The 18,574-nt window shown below is 73.1% G+C and carries 15 protein-coding genes; 11 read left to right on the top strand and 4 right to left on the bottom strand.

All coding sequences use genetic code 11. The annotated features are described in order from the left end of the window. Positions 1–63 precede the first annotated feature (63 nt). The 8 genes from VK611_15745 to era all read left to right on the top strand — a co-directional run bounded on the left by VK611_15745 (position 64) and on the right by era (position 6,795). Complete coding sequence (locus VK611_15745; protein HMG42785.1) at positions 64–768, top strand: SAF domain-containing protein; 705 nt, start codon at positions 64–66, stop codon at positions 766–768. Then, on the top strand, positions 768–2,090 hold the full coding sequence (locus VK611_15740) for a hypothetical protein (protein ID HMG42784.1): 1,323 nt from the start codon (positions 768–770) through the stop codon (positions 2,088–2,090). Before VK611_15745 ends, VK611_15740 begins: the two co-directional genes overlap by 1 nt. After that, on the top strand, positions 2,087–3,412 hold the full coding sequence (locus VK611_15735; protein ID HMG42783.1) for an ATPase, T2SS/T4P/T4SS family: 1,326 nt from the start codon (positions 2,087–2,089) through the stop codon (positions 3,410–3,412). Before VK611_15740 ends, VK611_15735 begins: the two co-directional genes overlap by 4 nt. Next, positions 3,409–4,302, top strand: a complete 894-nt coding sequence (locus tag VK611_15730) for a hypothetical protein (protein HMG42782.1) — start codon at positions 3,409–3,411, stop codon at positions 4,300–4,302. The genes VK611_15735 and VK611_15730 overlap by 4 nt, the downstream gene beginning before the upstream one ends. A 190-nt stretch (positions 4,303–4,492) precedes the next feature. Further along, the gene (locus tag VK611_15725) at positions 4,493–5,311 is read left to right on the top strand and encodes a type II secretion system F family protein (GenBank protein ID HMG42781.1); all 819 of its coding nucleotides are present in this window, start codon (positions 4,493–4,495) and stop codon (positions 5,309–5,311) included. A gap of 14 nt (positions 5,312–5,325) precedes the next feature. Further along, entirely contained in the window at positions 5,326–5,520 is a 195-nt protein-coding gene (locus tag VK611_15720; GenBank protein ID HMG42780.1) for a hypothetical protein, read from the top strand. Between the two features lie 16 nt (positions 5,521–5,536). Then, the gene (locus tag VK611_15715; GenBank protein HMG42779.1) at positions 5,537–5,917 is read left to right on the top strand and encodes a hypothetical protein; all 381 of its coding nucleotides are present in this window, start codon (positions 5,537–5,539) and stop codon (positions 5,915–5,917) included. 20 nt (positions 5,918–5,937) lie between these two features. Continuing rightward, positions 5,938–6,795 (top strand): GTPase Era, encoded by an 858-nt coding sequence (era, locus tag VK611_15710; GenBank protein ID HMG42778.1) that lies wholly within the window; start codon positions 5,938–5,940, stop codon positions 6,793–6,795. Here the strand turns inward: era and VK611_15705 are convergent. Genes VK611_15705 through VK611_15695 form a run of 3 tightly spaced genes read right to left on the bottom strand, consistent with a single transcriptional unit; the run spans position 6,792 to position 15,322 of the window. Beyond that, positions 6,792–8,702 (bottom strand): ATP-dependent DNA helicase, encoded by a 1,911-nt coding sequence (locus tag VK611_15705; GenBank protein ID HMG42777.1) that lies wholly within the window; start codon positions 8,700–8,702, stop codon positions 6,792–6,794. The genes era and VK611_15705 overlap by 4 nt on opposite strands. Positions 8,703–8,756: 54 nt before the next feature. Continuing rightward, positions 8,757–12,179 carry a UvrD-helicase domain-containing protein gene (locus VK611_15700; protein ID HMG42776.1) on the bottom strand — a complete coding sequence of 1,141 codons (3,423 nt, stop codon included), beginning with the start codon at positions 12,177–12,179 and terminating at the stop codon, positions 8,757–8,759. Continuing rightward, a complete protein-coding gene (locus tag VK611_15695) occupies positions 12,176–15,322 on the bottom strand; it encodes a PD-(D/E)XK nuclease family protein (GenBank protein HMG42775.1) in 3,147 nt (1,048 codons plus the stop codon). Before VK611_15695 ends, VK611_15700 begins: the two co-directional genes overlap by 4 nt. A 94-nt stretch (positions 15,323–15,416) precedes the next feature. Here VK611_15695 and VK611_15690 point away from each other — a divergent pair, with 94 nt between their 5' ends. Beyond that, on the top strand, positions 15,417–16,067 hold the full coding sequence (locus VK611_15690; GenBank protein ID HMG42774.1) for a histidine phosphatase family protein: 651 nt from the start codon (positions 15,417–15,419) through the stop codon (positions 16,065–16,067). A gap of 8 nt (positions 16,068–16,075) precedes the next feature. Here the strand turns inward: VK611_15690 and VK611_15685 are convergent, their stop codons facing one another. Next, the gene (locus VK611_15685; GenBank protein HMG42773.1) at positions 16,076–16,975 is read right to left on the bottom strand and encodes a YhjD/YihY/BrkB family envelope integrity protein; all 900 of its coding nucleotides are present in this window, start codon (positions 16,973–16,975) and stop codon (positions 16,076–16,078) included. A 116-nt stretch (positions 16,976–17,091) separates the two neighbouring features. On the opposite strand from VK611_15685, the gene uppS reads away from it, so the two are divergent. Both uppS and recO read left to right on the top strand, forming a co-directional pair. Further along, complete coding sequence (uppS, locus tag VK611_15680) at positions 17,092–17,805, top strand: polyprenyl diphosphate synthase (protein ID HMG42772.1); 714 nt, start codon at positions 17,092–17,094, stop codon at positions 17,803–17,805. Positions 17,806–17,815: 10 nt separating this feature from the next. Further along, a complete protein-coding gene (gene recO / locus VK611_15675; GenBank protein ID HMG42771.1) occupies positions 17,816–18,532 on the top strand; it encodes a DNA repair protein RecO in 717 nt (238 codons plus the stop codon). Positions 18,533–18,574 lie beyond the last annotated feature (42 nt).

Below are 18,574 nucleotides of genomic sequence, written 5' to 3'. Positions count from 1 at the left end.
CTCGTTTGAGTGGTGGACTACGACGAAGGTGCGGAACGCGGACGGCGGAGTGGGTGCGGACAGATGGTGCGGACTGAAGGTGTCCTCGGCAGAGGACGGTTCCTCGACGACGACGATGCGGGGTTGCGCGCTCGCCTGCGCACCACGAGTCGTGCCGTCCTGCCGAGCAGCAGGGCGCTCGTGGGTGCGCTGCTCCTGGCCATCTCCGGGGTGGCCACGTTCGCCGCGTGGCAGGGCGCGACGGGCGATGCGGGCGAGCCCTACGTGGTCGCCGGCCGGGCGTTGCGCCCTGGCGAGACGGTGACCGCGTCCGACGTGCGCCTGGTCGCCCTCGACCTTCCCGCCGCCGTCGCCGGCCAGGCGTTCCCCGACGTCGACGCCGTGGTCGGGCGTTCCACGTTCGGACCGGTCGGCGAGGGTGAGCTGCTCCAGACGGCCCAGCTCGGTGAGGTGGGGGAGAGCACGTCGCCGGTCGAGGTCGCCTTCTCCCTGCCACGTGACCGCCTGCTCGACGGCCGGCTGAGGCCGGGCGATCGGGTCGACGTGTTCGCGTCCGACGACGAGGCGACCACACAGATCGTGTCGAGAGCCCAGGTCGTGGCCCTCGACGAAGGCGCCGGCGGCTCCTTCACGACCGATGCCGAGATCGTCGTGACGCTCGGCCTCGCCGACGCCGCCGACCGGAGCCCGTTGATCCACGCCGTGCGGCGGGCCGAGGTGACCTTCACCCGCAGCCCGTCCGCCTCCGCTCGCGAGGAGGGTGACTGATGCCGTCGGGGCAGTACGTGGTGCTGGGCATGGCACGGCCGCAGGCGCCGTGGTTCGGCGACGTGGCGCGCTGGGCCAACTCCGGAGCGCTCCCGGTCGATTTTCTGATGGTTCTGAGCACGGAGGAGCTGTACGCCCGGCTGCGCTCGGGACGGATCTTCTCGGCTCTCCTGATCGACGCCGGGGTGTCCGGCTGCGATCGCGACCTGTTCGACCTGGCGGCGGGGGCCGGCTGTGCGGTGGTGGTGATCGACGACCTGCCGAACCGACGGTCGTGGGTCGAGCTCGGAGCGGCCGCGGTGCTGCCGCCGGCACCGGCGCGCGACGACGTGCTCGCCTCGCTGCGGGCCGTCGCCCGGCCGGTGCAACGGGTCGACGACGCGGAGCTGCGGGTGTCGCCCGCCGAGCCGCCGGGGTCCCGCCCGTCGTGGCGGGCCCCGCTCGTCGTCCTGACCGGCGCCGGCGGTACGGGGCGGTCCACGTTGGCGATGGCGCTGGCGGCGGGGCTGGCCTCGGATCCCCGTGACCGGGGAGCGGTCGTCCTCGCCGACGCCGCGCTCCACGCGCAGCAGCACCTGCTCCACGATGCGGGCGATGTGGTGCCGGGGCTGTCCGAGCTGGTGGAGGCGCATCGGTCGGGCGATCTCGACCCCGACCAGGTGCGTCAGACGTGCTTCGTCGTCGCCGAGAGCGGCTACGACCTGCTGCTCGGGCTGCGGCGGCAGCGCGACTGGGCGGCGCTGCGGCCTCGTGCCGTGGGCGCGGCGCTCGACGGGTTGCGGCGCTCGTACCGGGCGGTCGTGGTGGAGGTGGATGCCGACGTCGAGGGCGAGGCCGAGTGCGGCTCGGTCGACGTCGAGGAGCGCAACGTGCTGGCTCGCAGCTGCCTGACGGCGGCCGACGTCGTCCTCGCCGCGGGCGTTCCCGGCATCGGCGGCGTCCATTCGTTGCTGCGGGTGCTCGCCGACCTGCGTGAGCTGGGTGTCGAGCCCGGTCGGATCGTTCCGCTGGTCAACCGGGCGCCGCGCAACCCGCGGGCGCGGGCGGATCTGGTCCGGACCCTGGGCGCGCTGTCGAGCGGTGTGCTCGGCGGGGCCGAGCTGGCCAGCTCGCCGGTGTTCGTGCCGGAGCGTCGGCGGCTCGACGAGCTGCTGCGCGACGGTGCCGGGCTCCCGCCGGCGATGACGTTGCCGCTGGCCGCCGCGGTGCGAGCGGTGCTGGAGCGGGTGTCGGAGCACTCGGCTGCGGTTGCCGGGCCTGTGGCGGTGCCGCCGGGTTCGCTCGGCTCGTGGGCCACCCTCCCGACGGAGACGGCCGGATGAGTGCGGGCACCGACGATCGGCTGGTGGAGACGCCGTTGCCGTTGGCGGAGATCGAGCGTGCCGTGCAGGAGCAGGCCAAGCAGATCTCGTTGGAGGTGTCGGCGCCGGACGGCGAGCGGCGTCTGCGACAGCTGATCGACGACGAGGTGTCGCGGTGGGCCGACGAGCACCGCCGTGGGCATCGGGCGTTCGCCCTGCCCGACCCGGCGGCCGTGGCCGAGCGGGCGTTCCGGAACCTGGCCCGGTACGGCCCGCTCACGTCGCTGCTGGAGGACGACGACGTGTGGGAGGTGATGGTCAACGCCCCGGCGTCCATCTTCGTCCGCCGCCATCGCGGCAACTCGGGCTACCACGACGAGGTCTTCCACGACGACGCGCACGTCGCTCGCGTCCTGACCAAGCTGCTCGACGACAGCGACAGCGCCCACCGCAAGCTCGACCCGGCGGAGGGCCTGCAGGACGCCCAGCTCGACGACGGCGCCCGCGTCCACATCGTCCATGGCGACGTGGCCCGGGGCGGCCATGTGCTGGTCAACATCCGCAAGTTCACCGGCATCCCCTACAAGGACATCGGCGAGCTGGTCGAGCGGGGGATGTTGAGCGACGGGGTCGCCGCCTTCGTCAGGGCCTGCGTGCGGGCGCGATGCTCGATCGTGTTCGCCGGGCCGCCCGGTGCGGGCAAGACGACGTTGCTGTCCTGCGTCACGGCGCTGCTCGACCCGGCCCTGCGGGTGGTCGTGGCGGAGGAGGTGTTCGAGGCCGACGTGCCGCTGCCGAACGTCGCCCAGATGCAGACTCGCCCGTCCCGCGGCAACCGACCGGCGGTCGACCTGCGCCGTCTGGTCGCCGGGTTCCTGCGGATGGCGCCCGACGTGGCGATCGTCGGCGAGGTCCGGGATCGAGAAGCGCTGCCCCTCCTCTTGACGCTCTCGTCGGGGGTCACCGGCTACACGACCATCCATGCCGCCTCGGCCCGGCAGGCGCTGACCCGACTGCGCTTCGTCTGTCAGCTGTCCGACACGTCGACGGCGCTGCCGCTGGCCGCGCTGAACAGCCTGGTCAGCGAGAGCGTCGACCTCGTGGTCCACTGCGTGCGCTCGGCGTCCGGGCCGATCGTCAGCGAGGTCGTGGCGGTGGAGGACCAGGCCGGCGGTCCCGAGGCGACGCAGTTCACGGTCACCGACGTCTTCCGCCGCAGCGGTGCCGACCGGCCGCTGGTGTGGAGCGGCGACGTGCCGATCCGGGTCGGTCGCCGGCTCGCCGCGGCGGGCTACGACGTACGGCAGTTGCTGGGCGACGCGACGGGAGGAGACCCGTGGTGACTGGCCTGCTCCTGGCGTGCACGGCGTCGGCCGGCACCTACCTGATCTACACCTCGATCGCGTTCGGCTGGCGGGGCTTCGGCGGCGCCGCGTCGCGTCCGTCGGGATCGGGATCGTGGCAGGCGCGGGTGGCCCGCCTGCGCGACTGGATGGCGCAGGCGGGGCTCGCCGAGGTGCGGGTGCGGGATCTTGCCGTCGCCGTGGTCGGGGCAGGGCTGGCCGGCGGTTTCCTCGGGCTGGCGCTCTTCGGGTCGCCGTCACCGGCGATCGCCCTGGCGCTGGGCGGCGCCGCCTGGCCGGTCGCCGCGTGGCGGGGGCGACGACGATCGCTCCGCACCGCGGCGCAGGAGGCGTGGCCCCACATCATCGAGGAGATACGGCTGCTGACGTCGTCGGTGGGACGGTCGGTGCCGCAGGCGCTGTTCGAGGCGGGCCAGCGGGCTCCGTCGCAGCTGCGACCGGCGTTCGAGGCGGCGCACCGGGAGTGGGTGCTGTCGACCGACTTCGAGCGGACGACGGCGGTGCTCAAGGCGCGGCTCGCGGATCCGACGGCCGATTCCGCCTGCGAGACGTTGCTGGTGGCCCACGAGGTGGGCGGTGCCGACCTCGACCGGCGCCTCGAGGCCCTGGCCCGCGACCGGGTGATCGACGTGCAGGGCCGCAAGGACGCCGTGGCGAAGCAGGCGGGTGTCCGCTTCGCCCGTCGGTTCGTCCTGCTGGTGCCGTGCGGCATGGCGCTGGCCGGGATGAGCATCGGCACCGGTCGCGCCGCCTACCAGACGACCTTCGGGCAGGTGTTGGTCGTGCTCGGCCTCCTCTCGGTCGGCCTCTGCTGGGTCTGGGCCGGAGTGCTCCTTCGCCTCCCCGACGAGGAGCGAGTGTTCCAATGACCGCCCGCCGGATCCCGCGAGCCGTGCCGAGCGACCGGACGAGCCGCCAGCTCGCCATCTACGCCGCGGCGCGCGGTATTGGGGATGGGCGGTCATGGCTTTGAGATGGTTGGCGATCGGGGGGTTGGTCGGGTTCTTGGGGTGGGCCTTGGTGTTGGGGGAGCTGCCCTGGTTTCGAAGGCGGGCGCTGGTGGATCGGATCGGTCCCTACGTTGCCGGCGGGGTGCCGCGGCGTCGGGAGGTGGTCAACTTCCGGGCGGCCGGGTCGTGGCGGGAGCTCTTGGAGCCGTTCGCCCGGCAGGTCGGTGGGCGGCTGGCGGCGCTGTTCGGGGTCGCCGAGCCGCTCGCGGTGCGGTTGCGGCGGGTGCACTCGCCGCTCGGGGTGACCGAGTTCCGGGTGCGTCAGCTCGCCTGGGTCGGGGGCGGTCTGGTCACGGGGACGCTGGTGGCGGCGGCGCTGGGACTGGTCGGGCCGGTCGGGTTGCTGTTCGTGGTGGGAGGTCCGCTGCTGGCTTTCCTCGTGGTCGAGCAGGGACTGGCCGCCGAGTCCGACCGCTGGAAACGCCGCTTGTCCATCGAGCTCCCGATCGTCGCCGAGCAGCTGGGCATGCTGCTGGGCGCCGGCTACTCCCTGTCGGCGGCGCTCAGCCGCCTGGCGCAGCGGGGTCGGGGTGCCTGCGGGCGCGACCTGGCCCGGGTGTGCGAGCGGATCGGGCTGGGCCTCAGCGAGACGGCTGCGCTGCGCGAGTGGGCCGAGGTGGCCGACGTGCCGGCCCTGCACCGCCTGGTCAACGTGCTGACCCTCAACCGCAAGGCGGGCGATCTCGGCCGGCTGACCAGCGACGAGGCCCGGTCGATGCGGCGCGAGCTGCACCGGCAGATCGTGGCGACGATGGAGCGCCGCGGCCAACAGGTCTGGATCCCGGTGACGGTCGCGACGCTCGTGCCCGGCGTCATCTTCCTGGCCGTTCCGTTCATCGAGGCCCTGCGCCTCTTCTCCGAAGCGTGAAGGAGGACTGCCCCATGCTGCGCCGTCGAGGTCGTGACCACCGGGTGCGCCGCCGTCGAGGCGGCGATGTCGGCGAAGGAGTGATCTCCGCCGCGATCGCCGTCCTGATCATGGCGGCCATCGGATCGTTGATGTGGGTGGGGTTCAGGACGATCTGGTTGGACGCCGAGGCCAACACGCGTGCCAAGGTCGCCGAGATCGGGCAGTGACGATCGGGGTGTCGGGATGGTGGGGGCCGTCGCGGGGCTCGTCGTCACGATCATGTTCCTCGCCTTCGCCGTGCAGGTGATGCTCGGGCTCTACGCCACCTCGACGGTGCGCGCGACGCTGCACGATGCCGCGTCCCGGGCGGCGAACCAGGGTGCGGCGACTCCGTCGGGACTGGCGCGGCTCGCCGCCGAGGCCGAGGCGAGCCTCGGCGAGATGGGTGAGCGGACGACGATCGTCCTGTCGGTGGTCGACGACGACGGCGACGGTGTGGCCGACGCGGTCGTCGGTCGGGCCGTCAGCCAGCCGCCGCGGGTCGTGCCGTCGTCGGTCGGCGGCATGGTCGGCTTCGAGGAGATCCGCGTGGGTGTACGGGTGCGCGTCGAGCGTGTCGTGTGATGGTGGGTAGCGTCGGTGACATGTCTGACGAGGAGGGTGACTTTCGCTCGGGGTTCGTGACGCTCGTCGGCCGGCCCAACGTCGGGAAGTCGACGCTGCTCAACCAGATCCTCGGGCAGAAGGTCACCATCGTCTCGGACAAGCCGCAGACGACCCGGCATCGCATCCAGGGAGTGCTCAACCGGCCCGGCGTGCAGATCGTGTTCGTCGACACGCCCGGCCTGCACAAGCCCCGCACGACGCTGGGAGAGCGGCTCAACGACACGGCCCGGGCGACCATCGGCGACGTCGACGCCGTGGTCTTCGTGGTCGACGCCACCCAGCCCTTCGGCAAGGGCGACACCTGGGTCGCGGAGCGCCTGCCCAGGGAAGCGATCGTGGTCGTCAACAAGACCGACATCGCCAGCCCGGCCAACGTCCTGAGCCAGCTGTCGCGGACCGGTGAGCTGGAGATGGCCGCGTACTTCCCCGTGTCGGCCCGCAACGGCGACGGCGTGACGGCACTGGTCGACCATCTCGTGGAGCTGCTGCCCGAAGGCCCCCGCTACTTCCCCGAGGGCATGGTGTCCGACTCGCCCGAGGCGTTCTGGGTGGCCGAGCTGGTGCGGGAGCAGCTGCTCGCCGTGGCTCGGGAGGAGCTGCCCCACTCGATCGCGACGCGGGTCACCGAGTGGGAGTGGCCGTACATCCGCTGCGAGATCGTGGTCGAGCGGGACTCCCAGAAGGGCATCGTGGTCGGCAAGGGTGGCGAGCAGCTGAAGAAGGTCGGCACGGCCGTCCGGGCGCAGCTCCCGGAGGGCGCCTACCTCGACCTCCACGTCACCGTCGACAAGAACTGGCAGCGACGGCCGGGCTCGCTCGACCGCCTCGGCTTCTAGCGGGGCAGCTCGCGGAGGAAGGCCAGGATCTCGGAGAGGTCCTTCGTGCGGGGCATCTTGGGGAGGGCCGCGACGATCTTCGGGCCGTACTTGGCGGTGGCGAGGCGGGGGTCGAGCACGGCGACGGCGCCGCGGTCGGTGGCGGTGCGGATCAGGCGGCCCACGCCCTGCGCGAGGAGGGTGGCGGCCCGGGGCACGTCGATGGTGGCGAAGGCGTTGGCGCCCACCCGCTCGCGGCGGGCCTGGAGCAGCGGCTCGTCGGGGCGGGGGAACGGCAGCCGGTCGATGGTGACCAGCGACAGCGACGAGCCCGGGACGTCGATGCCCTGCCAGAAGCTCATCGTGGCGAACAGGCAGGTCTCGGGCTCGGCGGTGAAGCGCTCGACCAGCCGGGCCTTGGGCATGTCGCCCTGGGCCAGGATCGGGTACGGCAGCCGGTCGCCCAGCACCTCGATGGCGTGGCCCATCGCCCGGAAGCTGGTGAACAGCGCCAGGGTGCGTCCCCCGGCGGCCTCGATCAGCTGGGCCAGCTCCTCGGCGGCGGCGTCGCCCCAGGCCGGTGCCGTCGGCTTGGGGAGGTGGGCGGCGCAGTAGATCAGGGCGTTGTTGGCGTAGTCGAAGGGGCTGCCGACGTCGAGGGGGACGGCGGCCTCGGCCGGCAGGCCGACCTGGCTGCCGAAGCTGGCGGCGATCGTGGCGCTGGTCAGAACCGCCGGCCGGCGCTCCCAGAGGGCGCCGCGCAGCAGGCCACCGACGTCGATCGGGGCCAGCCGCAACGCCGGCGAGCGCTCGCTGCCCTCGACCCACACCACCTGCGCATCGGTCGGCTGGCCCAGCGCGTCGAGGTCGTCCATCAGCGCCGAGGCGGCCTGCTTGGCCCGCAGCGCCCGGGCCGCCGCGTCCTCGGGGACGCCGTCGGGCAGCCCGCCCAGCGACGCCTGCGCCCTGGCTACCCGCTCGCGCACCGCGGTCAGGGCGGTGGTGACGTCGTCGGGCAGCGGTGGCACGAGACGGTCGCCCAGGTGTGGGGCGAGCGCGTCGGCCAGCAGCCCGCCGGAGGCGTCGACGTCGGCGACTGTCGTACCGGCCTCGGCGAGGATGCCGCGCAGCAACCGACCCAGGTGCCCGAAGCGTCCCGGGCCCACTTCGACGCCGCAGGTGGCGGAGATCACGTCGTCGAGGACGTGGGCCTCGTCGATGATGGCGAGGTCGTGCTCCGGGAGGATCGCGCCGGCCGAGGCGATGTCGAGCCCGTAGAGGTGGAGGTTGACGACGATGACGTCGGCCTGGCCGGCGGCGATCCGGGCCTTCTCGGCGAAGCACGAGTCGCCCCGCGGGCAGCGGCGAGCGCCGGGGCAGTCGCGGGACGTGGTGCTGACCGCCATCCACGTGGCGTCGGACGGCTCCTGCTCCAGCTCGGCGCGGTCGCCGACCGTGGTTGTGGCGGCCCACGCCACCAGGGCGGCGAGCTGCTTCGGATCGGCGCGCTCCGCCAAGCCGTCGAGCGCCAGCTGCGGTGCCGCCTTGCCGGTGCCGCCGCCGGTCATCTCGGCGAGGCGCTGGGAGCAGAGGTAGTTGGCGCGGCCCTTGAGCACCGCCCAGGTGAAGGGACGGTCGAGGTGCTTCTGCAGGAACGGCAGGTCCTTGCTGGCGAGCTGGTCCTGCAGCGCCTTCGTGGCCGTGGCCACCACGACCCGCTTGCCCGACAGGATCGCCGGCACCAGGTAGCCCAGCGTCTTGCCGGTGCCCGTGCCGGCCCGCACGATGATGTGCTTGTCGCGGCGGATGGCCTCGGCGACCCGCTCGGCCATCTCCACCTGGCCTTCGCGAGCCTCTCCGCCGCCGGGGAGCTGGGCGACGACCTGGCGAAGCTCACCCGTGACGTCGACTGTCCTGCTGTCCGCCACTCAGGTCGTCTCCGCCAGCCTGTTGCTGTTCGCCACTCACACTGAATCTAGTGGTCAGTCGGTGACCGCGAATGCACCTCCTTCGACGATCTTTCGGGTGTTCTCGATCGCCTGGGAAACGTCGTCGAGGTGGCGGGCCACGGCACCCTGCGGCGTCAGGAAGAGGAACACCACGTCGGCGACCGGCTCGCCGGTGGCCTCGCCGACCGCCAGGGCGTAGGACGATCCCTGGAGCCGGTAGCGCTCCACGAGCTCGTCGAGCGGGTCGTCGGGCGTCTCCGGCCCGGTCTTGTAGTCGACGACCACCAGGCTCCCATCGGGCCGGCGGTAGAGCAGGTCGATGTAGCCCTCCAGCGTCTGGCCGTCGCCGAGCGGGACCGCCACGTACACCTCACGCCAGTGCGCCCCGGCCGCCGCCTCGGCGACGATCGCGGAGTCGAGGGCGGCCCGCACGAGCGTGGTGACGTGGGCCTCGTGGCCGTTGACACCCTCGGCCGCCGCTTGCGCCGCCACCAACTCGTCGATGCCGCGGCCGGAGCCGAGGTCGACCAGCTGCAGCACGCCGTGGACGGCCCGGCCGACGGCGGTGCCGTAGCGGCCCTTGCGCCACGGCGGCAGGTCGAGGTCGCCCGGGCGCTTGCGGAGCCCGGGGTCGGACTCGGCGTCGGGCTCGCCCTCGTCGGTGAGGGCGGTGGCGGCGACCGTGCGGGGCCGGGCGCTCTCGGCCAGCGCCCTGGCCCGCTGAGCCTGCCACTCGTCGAAGGGCGGGGGAGCGGCCGCATCTGCCGCACGACCCCCCGGCGAGGTGTCGACCAGCGGCAGGACGCTGCCGACGGACGCGTCGGGCAGCGCATCGAGCTCGGGCGCCAGCGTCTCGGCCAGCAGCTCGGCGTTGCTGAGCCGGGCCTGCGTCGCCGCCGGGTAGGCCCGGGCTCGCCGGTGGAGCGACAGGACCAGGTGATCGCGCGCCCGGGTGCAGGCGACGTAGAGGAGCCGGATCCGCTCGTCGTGGGACATCTGCTCGTCGAGCGGGCGCCAGGCCTCGAACGCCGGCGACGTCACCTTCTTGCCGACGTTGAGGATGCACGAGCCGTCGGGCGGCCACACGACCTGGGCGCCGGCCAGCCGACTCTGCGGCAGGGTCGAGAGCCCGGCGACGACCGTGATCGGGAACTGGAGGCCCTTGGCGGCGTGCACGGTCATGATGCGGACGGCGTCGTCGTCGGTCTCGGGGAGGACCGCCTCGGCCACCCGGCTGCCGGGTGACGACTGCTGGCGCACCCAGTCGAGGTACTGGCGCAGCGTGCCGTGGGTGGTGTCGGTCCACGCCCGGGCCTGGTCGATCACGAAGCGCATGCGCTGCCACAGATCGCGGGCGCGACCCTCGTTGCCGCCCAGCTCGAGGACCCGACGGTCGCGCACGACCCGGTCGACCATCTCGCTGGGCGTTCGCCAGCGACGCTCCCGGTGGAGCTCCGACAGGTACCGCAGACCGGCGAGCACCACGTCGTCGTCGGGCACGGTGTCCGGCTGCTCCGCGGTGTGGTCGAAGCGGCCGCCGGACTCACGGAACATGAACAGGTCGTCGTCGCCGCAGCCGAACAGGGCCGAGCGCAGTGCCGCCACTGTGCTCAGCTCGTTGGACGGGTCGTCGATCGCCCGCAGCGTGAGGAACACGTCGCGCACCAGGCGGCCGCTGTACACGAGGGACGCCGACTCGACGCGGAACGCCAGCCCGGCCTCCGCCAGCGCATCCTCGATGAACGGCAGCGACAGCCGGGTGGGCAGCAGCACGGTGACGTCGCCGGCGCGGGCGGGTTGCCAGTCGGGCTGCTGCCAGTCGGCCGAGCGGTCGACCTGCCACCCCTCGCTGAGGATGCGGCAGACCGACGTGGCGACGTCGGTGGCCTCCCGCGAGCGGAGGTCGTCGGCGGTCGGGTCGTCGCCGTGGGCGGTGCGGCCCATGATCGAGACCGTCGCACCGACAGGGGCGTCGGGCCGGACCGAGACCGACGCCTCGAACGTCGGCTGCGAGACGAGGTCGGGGCTACCGGTGATCAGCCGCCCGAAGGTGGCGTTGATCCAGGCCACCAGGTCGCTGCCCGAGCGGTGGTTGGTGGTGAGCGACAGGCGCCGGCCGTCGCCACCGAAGTGGTCGGCGGCCTGGAGGAAGAGCGCGATGTCGGCCCGGCGGAAGCGGTAGATCGACTGCTTCGGGTCGCCGACGAAGAACAGGCGGCCCGGGGCAGGCTCGATCTCCTGCCAGGGTTTCCGGCCGGCGTCCGGGTCGGGCGAGGCGACCAGCACCGCCAGCTCGACCTGGATCGGGTCGGTGTCCTGGAACTCGTCGAGCAGCAGGCGCCGGTAGCGCTCGTACAGCGCCGTTCGGACGGCCACCCCCTGCTGCGGGTCGCGCAGCACCTGCCGGGCCATCACCAGCAGGTCGTGGAACTCGAGGCGCCCGTCGCGACGGCGGTGCTCCGCAGCCTCCAGCGTGAACCGGCGCAGCTGGACGGCGATGCGCTGGAGCGCGGCGTGGGTGACCTCGTTGGCCAGTTGGTCACACTGCTCCATGAGGTCCTTGAGCTGGGCGCGCAACGCCGGCAGGTCGTAGCCCTTCGTCCAGCGGGGCTTGGCGCCCTTGCCGTTGGGACTGGCCTTCGGGCGTCCGCCCTCGGGACGGGTGAGCGCCAGCCGGGCCGACTCGTCGGGTGCGGTACGCATCTGCTGCACCCACTGCTCCAGCTCCTTGAGCAGCCGGCACAGCGGGTCGTCGCCCTCGAAGCAGTGGGCCTGCTCCTCACACGCCTGCTCGACGGCAGCGACGATGGCGGCGAGGCGCGACTCCCACTCGGGCAGCTCGGGCGCGTCGGCCGGTGCCCGCTCGGCTACCAGGTCCCAGTTCTGGTTGAACGACAGGGCGATCTCGCGCAGGGCCGTGAGCCGGACCCCGGCCGCGGTGAGCAGCAGGATGGGCCGGGCGAGGGCCTCGTCGTCGAGCAGGTCGTCGACCAGCTCGGTCCACCGGTCGTCGAAGGCGACCATCGACGCCACCTCGTCGAGCACCTCGACCCGGGGTGGCAGGCCGGCCTCGACGGGGTGCTCGGACAGGATCCGCTGGGCGAAGCTGTGCAGGGTGCCGATGGCCGCGGCGTCGAGCTCGTCGAGGGCCGCCTGGCAGCGGGCCAGCAGCGCGGCGTCGTCGGCTCGGCGGGCGTCGTCGGCGGCGGCGTCGAGGCGGCGGCGGACCCGGTCGCGCAGCTCGGCGGCCGCCTTCTCGGTGAACGTGATCGCGGCGACCGCGCTCAGCGGCTCGCCGGCGTCGAGCACCAGGGCCAGCACGCGGTCGACCAGGGCCCGGGTCTTGCCGGAGCCCGCGCCCGCCTCCACGAAGAGGGTCTCGTCGAGGGCGGTGCGGATCCGCTCGGTGGCGGCGTGGTCGGGGTGGGTGCCGTTGAGGCCCGTCGCGCCCGTCATGCCGGCACCACCAGGCTCGGTTCGGCCAGCTCGGCGTACGGCGCCACGAGCGGGTCCCTGCGTTTGCGCTCCCACTCGCGCCGCCGGTCGGTGACGCCGAGGCCGTCGGGGTCGCAGTAGCGGCAGCGGACCCAGGGATCGCTGCTCGACGCCGTGGGCCGGGCGATGAACTGGCCCTGCTCGATGCCGTCGACGATGGTGGCCAGGGTGCCGCCGACCCGGTCGAGCACGTCGTCGGTGACGTCGTAGCCGATCATCGTGAGCGCCTCGCGGTCGGTGACGAACCAGTACTCGGCGGCGACGGGCACGTCGGGCGTGCCGTGGTGCGCCCGGGCAGCGATGCCGTACACGGCCAGCTGCAGGTGGGTGCCGCGGTCGTCGGGGCTCTCGGACGACAGGCTGCGGTAGTCCCATGGTCGGCCGGTCTTGTAGTCGATCACCCGCAGCGTGCCCTGGTCGGTGAGGTCGACCCGGTCGGCCGAGCCGCGGAACCGCAGGGTGCGGCCCCCGGCGATGGGGACGTCGACGGGGTCGTCGGTGCTGTGCGGCAGACCGAAGGACATCTCCGCCGCGACCGGCCGGCTCAGCGTGCGGCGGCGGTAGGTGTCGTCCTCGTAGAGCAGGCGGTCGAGACGCATCAGGATGCGCGCCCGGTCGCGCTGCCAGAACAGCTGGCGGCCGACGACGCCCCGCGCCTCGTAGCTGTCGCACAGCGCACCGCCGATCTCACGCAGCACGGCATGGTGCTCGTCGTCCCAGGGCTCGTCGGGTGCGGGGCGCCGGCTCGGCGGCTGGTCGAGCACCCAGAGGACGAACCGCTCGAGGATCTCGTGGACCAGCGAGCCCTTCTCGAGCGGGGAGATCCAGAGCGTGTCGGCCGGGTCTTCCACGGGATCGACGTGCAGGACCTGGCGCATGAAGTAGGCGTGCGGGCACTTCGCCCAGGACTCCAGGCGGGTGGCGGAGACCACGTCGTCGAGGGGAGAGCGGACCGGGTGGCTGTGCAGGTTGCCGTCGTAGCGGGTGAAGCGGGTGCTGCGCCGGGCCGACTGCAAGGCCTTGCCGGCGACGACGACCGGGTCGTGCGTCTCGGTCCAGTCGCCCGATCCGAGGCGGTACTCCTGCTCGGTGGCCGGGAACGCCAGGTGGGTGACCGCGTAGGCGAAGGACGGCACGTCGTCGGCGGCCGCGGTGCGGACCAGCTGCAGGATCTCGACCAGCCAGCGTGAGGTCATCCGCTCGTTGCTGGCCCGGAGGTCGCCCCGCGGCGCGCACAGGACGTGGCGGGAGGCGCCGGCCAGCGCGGCGTGGAGCTGGCGACGCTGCCGGTCGATCTGCTCGCGGCGCAGCGGGAGCTCGCCGTCGGCGACCCGGCGCTCGCGGTCGGGCAGCAGCGAGTCGTCGGCGACCCGGGCCGGCAGTGAGCCCTCGGCCATCCCCAGCACGACCACGACGTCGAGGTCGAGCCCCACCGCGAACGACAGCGGCGCCACCAGGACGCCCTCCCCGAAGCGCCCGACCCGGCCCAGGTCGGCGTCGAGCTCCAGCTCGAGGGTGCGGTGGAACACGTCGAGGGTCGCGGGGGCGTCGACGTCGTCGAGCGCCACCAGCCGGTCGAGCGCGGCCTCCACTCGCTCGGCCGCCTTGCGCTCGACCTGCGGCCAGGCGTCCCGGGCGGCATCCCCCCCGAGGAGCCGCCGGGCCAGCCGGCGCACCCAGGCCACCCGCTCGTGCCACGGGGCTGGAGCAGCGGCCGCCGAGTCGAGCTGGTCGACCAGGTCGAGCAGCAGCTCACGCAAGGATCGGGCGCGGGCCGCCCGGCGCCGCAGCCACGCCGCGTAGGGCGACTCCTCGGGCTCGCCGCCGGCGTCGTCGCCGTCGGCCACCGCGGCGAACTCGACATAGGCATCGGCGGCCCGGCGCTCGAACTCGCCGGCGAGGCGTTCGAGCCGGACGTCCCAATGGCCCCGGCCTGCCACCACGATCGCCTCCCGTGACAGCCGTTCCCACTCGGCCGTGGGGGCGGGATGACCGCCGTCGGGCCGCAGCGGTGCGGCGGTGAGCAGGCTGAGCACGTCGCTGCGGCGGTAGCCGTGGCGACGCAGCGCCAGCACGTCGAGCAGCGTGCGGCCCAGGGCCCGGCCGGACAGGCTCTGGGCGGCGGTGCCGTTGGCGGGGATGTCGGCCGCGGCCAAGTGCTCGTGGACCAGCCGGGCGTAAGGCTGCGGGGTGGCGAACAGCACCGCGATGCGCTCCAGCGGCGTGCCGGCCCGGGCGGCGTCGACGACGGCCCGCACCGCCACCCGCACCTCCTCGTCGGCATCGGAGGTGGAGACCACCCGCGTCGCCTCGGCCGACACCGGCCAGCCGGCGCGGTCGGCGAGAGGTCCAGCGGCGGCGGCGTCGGCAGCCAGGCCCAACCGGCTCAGGGATCGGGCGACGCCGGCGTCGGCTCGGGGATGCCCGGTGAGCCCGACGACCACCGTGGCGGGTCCGGCGGACGCGGCGTCGCGCAGCAATGCCCCGGCGCGACGGGTCAGGTCCTGCGGGAGGTAGACGACCAGGTGACCCAATGGGTCGGCCCGGCCCTCCCGCAAGGCCGACCGGGCCGACTGCACCAGGTCGGCCTCGTCGTACCAGCCCGCGGCCAGATGCGCCCGGGCGTGCCGGAACAGCCGCACGACATCGCCGGCCCGTGGGCTGGTGGCGGCCAGTCGATCCAACGCGCCCGACGACAGGTCGGCCAGCTCGGCCGCGGCCGCGACCAGCGCCTCCTCGGTGGCGGCGTGCTGCGCCACGGGACCGAAGACGCCCGGGTCTTCGCGCAACGCCTGACGCAGCGCCGCGGCCACCACCGGCGTGGACACCGGACGCCGCCCGGCGGCCGCCAACGCCGGCGCCCCGATCAGCTCCGCCAGCCGGAACGGCGTGAGGAAGCTGACGCCGATGATCCCCCGCCCCCGCTCGCTGACCGCCCGAGTGGCGGACGCCAGCGCTCGCCGGGCCGTGACCCCGACGTGGTTCGAGGGCACCACCACCGTGACCGGTGTGAGCGGCTCGTCGGCCTTTGCCTGCCCCACGACCCGCGCCAGGGCGTCGAGAGCCGGGAGTCCGTATGCCGTCCGCACGAGGTCGATGTCCACGAGACCGATCGTAAGAGAGGGGTGTGACAGTGAAGGACGACCCCGCCGGAACTTCGTGTCCACCAGGGGGTCGCCGACACGACAGACTCTCCGAGTGGGCATCCAGGGCAAGACGCGGCTCATCCTCGTGCGACACGGTCACGCCACGGTCGCCGAGCGCGGCATCGTGGGCGGTCACCGTGGGTGCACCGGCCTCACCGAGGCGGGACGGCGCCAGACCGAGGCGCTGCGCGACCGCTTCGTCGGCAACGCCTTCTCGGCCGACGCCGTCGTCACCAGCATGCTGCCGCGGGCCCTCGAGACCGCGGAGATCCTGGCCAAGGGCATCGGCGTCCAGGTCGACGGCATCCCCCAGTTCTGCGACCTCTGCGAGCGCCACCCCGGCGAGGGCGACGGGCTGACCTGGGAGTCCTTCGTCACCCACTACGGCACCTTCGACCCACTCGCCGAGCCCGACCGGGCCCTGTCACCCGGCGGGGAGAGCTACAGCACCTTCCTGCGGCGCGTGAAGGGGGCCATCGACCGGCTGGCCCACGACCACCGCGACCAGACCGTGCTCGTCGTCACCCACGGGGGCGTGATCCTGGCCAGCGTCCTCATGCTGCTCGGCCTGGTGCCGAAGTGGGTGACCACCGAGGTCGTCAACACGTCGCTCACCGAGTGGGTGCGCGACGACAGCGGCCGCTGGCTGCTGGCCCGCTTCAACGACGCCGCCCACCTGGAGGTCCGCCGCTCCCTGGCGTGACCCCTGAGCTACGACGTCGTCGCCTCCGGGGCCGACTCGGCGACCGCGCCCCCACGGGTCACCCGCTGCGGCACCTCGCCCTCGATGCGCGGCACCTGGATCGGGACCGTCACCGTGCCGTGGCCCCGTTCGTAGCGCACGACGTTGTACGCGGTCGCGTACATGAGCAGCTTCGCCCCCAGCACGAACCACGCCAGTAGGGCGAACACCACCCCGATCGACCCGTACAGCGCCGACGAGGACGTCACCAGTCGGGGCACCCAGAACCCCGCCACCAGCTTCAGCACTCCGAACCCGACGGCGGCCACGAGCGCTCCCGGGAGATGCGCCCGCCACGGCACGCCCACGTTCGTGAGGGCGCGGAACGTCCACATGACCAGCAGCGCGTCGATCACGAACCCCAAGATCACCGAGGTGACGATCGCCGGCCCCGGCACGATCCGCACCAGCGACGCGACGCCCAACGACACCAGGAAGACGCTCCCCGCACCCGCCACCCAGGCCAACTCGTGCAGCTTGCCGACGAGGCCCCGACCCGTGACCTGCCACACCGTGTTCACCATCGCCGACATCGCGTCGACCACGCCGAGCCCCGCCCACAGCAGGCCGACGAAGCCGACCACGGTGACGGTGCCGCGGGTCCGCTCGGCCGTGGAGAAGGCCTCGACCAGCGTGTCGGCCGCGTTGCCGTCGAGGCCCAGCTGGTCGACGGTCTCGGCCGCGAGGTCGACGTTGCTCGCCGAGAAGAACCCCACGACGGCGATCCCCACCAGCACCAACGGGAACAGCGACAGCAGCCCGGCGAGCGCCAGGGCCGACGAGTAGGCGCCGCCTCCCACCGCACCGACGCGCTCGTGCACGGTGAGGAGCATGTCGAGGAAGCCGACCCGCTGCCGCAGCCGCGGCACCGTTTGTGTGAGCCTCTTGAACATTTTGCGAACACCGCTGGGAGTTGTCGCCGCACTGCCCGCACGGTGGCCTTTCGCCTCACAGGCCCGGTCACCGGGCAGGTAGTTTGCCTGTCGTGTTCCCCGAGGCCATCGATCCCAATCGCGTGCCGGTGCACGTCGCGTGTGTCATGGACGGCAACGGGCGTTGGGCGCAGCGCCGGGGGCTGCAGCGGACCGACGGCCACGCCGCGGGCGAGGACGCGCTGTTCGACACCGTCCACGGCGCGCTCGACGTGGGCCTGAAGTGGCTCACCGTCTACGCCTTCTCCACCGAGAACTGGAAGCGCCCGGCCGACGAGGTCCGCTACCTGATGCGGTTCAACGAGTCGCTGCTGCTGCGCCGGCGCGACGAGCTGCACGACCTCGACGTGCGCGTGCGGGTGATCGGCCGGCGCGACTGGCGGGTGCCGCGGCGGCTGCTGCGGCACATCGACGAGTCGGTCGAGATGACCCGCAAGAACCAGGCCATGACCCTCACGCTGGCTTTCAACTACGGCGGCCGGGCCGAGATCATCGACGCGGTGAAGGCGATGATGGCGGCCGGGGTGCCGGCCGGCAAGGTGAGCGAGAAGGCGCTCCGGGCGCACCTCTACGACCCCGAGATGCCCGACCCCGACCTGGTGGTGCGCACCTCCGGCGAGCACCGGATCTCCAACTTCCTGCTCTGGGAGCTGGCCTACAGCGAGCTGGTGTTCACCGACGTGCTGTGGCCCGACTTCCGGCGCGAGGACCTGTTCGCGGCGATCCGGCAGTTCCAGCAGCGGGACCGACGCTTCGGCGGGGTCTAGTTTCTGAGGCGTGTCGCTCTACCACGAGCGCGGGGTGGTCCTGCGGACCTACAAGCTGGGTGAGGCCGACCGCATCGTCACGTTCCTGACCCGTGACCGCGGCAAGGTGCGGGCCGTCGCCAAGGGCGTGCGCAAGACCAAGAGCCGCTTCGGGGGACGACTGGAGCCGCCGTCGCACGTCGAGCTGCTGCTCTACGAGGGTCGTGAGCTGGACATCGTCACGCAGGCCGAGACCCTCGACCACTTCGGGCCGCTGCGGGACGACTACGAGCGGCTGTCCCGGGCGGTGTCGATGCTGGAAGCGGCCGACCACGTGGTCCAGGAGCGCCAGGCCAACCCCCGCCTCTACCGGATGCTGGTGGGGGCGCTGCAGGCGCTCGCCTCCCGCGACACGCCGCTGGTGGTGCCGGCGTTCTTCCTGAAGGTGCTGTCGCTGGAGGGCTACCGGCCCCAGGTGGACGAGTGCGCGCTCTGCGGGGCGGAGGACGGCCTCGTCTCGTGGGCGATCGAGGAGGGCGGGCTGCGCTGCTCGGCCCACCGGCAGGGGCCGGCGATCAGCCCGGAGGCCGTCGTCGTGCTGCAGCGCATCCTGGGTGGCCAGCTGAGCGATGCCCTCAACGAGCCGCCGTCGCCGCACACCGCAGAGATCGACCACCTGGCGACGAAGGCGTTGGAGCACCACCTGGAGCGCCGGCTCCGTTCGGTGGCGACGCTCCATCGCTCCTGACCCGGCGGCTCAGCCGTCGGTGCGGCGCCCGGCGACCGAAAG

The organism is Acidimicrobiales bacterium, assembly GCA_035316325.1.
In the GTDB taxonomy this organism is placed as follows: Bacteria; Actinomycetota; Acidimicrobiia; order Acidimicrobiales; family VFJN01; genus DASXTK01.
Note: the sequence above shows the minus strand (reverse complement) of the source record. Positions and strands in the feature narration are given on the sequence as shown.